Source organism: Vibrio sp. 1249-1 (assembly GCF_033340495.1).
Genome location: NZ_JAWOWJ010000314.1, coordinates 1 through 846 on the forward strand (window position 1 = coordinate 1; position 846 = coordinate 846).

Annotated in this window: 1 protein-coding gene; it reads right to left on the reverse strand. The window is 46.6% G+C overall.

Annotated elements, in window-relative coordinates; all coding sequences use genetic code 11:
* Nucleotides 1-641, reverse strand: a 641-nt coding sequence (locus R7Z50_RS26075; protein ID WP_318149552.1) for an AraC family transcriptional regulator, incomplete at its 3' end; no start/stop codon positions are given.
* Nucleotides 642-846 lie beyond the last annotated feature (205 nt).

The window sequence follows — 846 nt, forward strand, 5'->3', positions numbered from 1 at the left end:
TGATGCGGAGTAATTCCCATCTGATCTTTAAACAAGCTGTGGAATTGGCTTTCACCCAAGAAAACGCGCCCCGCAAGCTGAGCAACGCTGATCTTATGGCTGAGATGTTGTTCGATGTAGCGGTCTATTGCTTCTAGATCAAAGCGCGAATCTTTGCGGCTGGTTTCAAATGCAGAGATATGGCGCTGCATCAATGCAATCACGGTGTCATTACACGCGCGACTAAGCAGCAGATCGTCAGGATGGTTACGCATTTCCTGTACCAGCATCTGAATCAGCTTCTGAATTTGACCATCGAGGTGAAAGTAAAGGTGGGAACGTTCTGGGTTATTGATCTTCTGAAGCATCTCAGGGTCATCATTGGTCGGCTTCGGCATATTCAGCACTAAAATATCCGACTGATGAATCACGCCGCCGAAAGCATGATCAGAGCATGCTGTTACCACACAACCTTGCCCAGGACCGACTAAATTACCCTGCCCACGGACTTCGAATTCCGCTTGACCTTTCAACCCAATCACAATCTGCGTGTAAGCATGATCATGGCAATCCATATAAGATGGCAATGTGATCAGTTCTGCTGGTTTTGGCAGCATACTTTCTTTATATGGTGGGGCTTTCGGGTTATCTGAGTCACTCATTTCACACGGTCATCTTAAGCGTTCGGCTTACATCGAGGCATGATATACCTTCTCGGTTGCCTTGCAAATCTCCACGGAGCCAATCGCGCAAGATCAAACCAACAAGATCAACCCCAACCACATGATCATAGTTCCGGAACGATGATCATGCTAGATTAACTTACGGTCAATGTACAACCAACTTTCTTAACAAAAACGGGCAGAT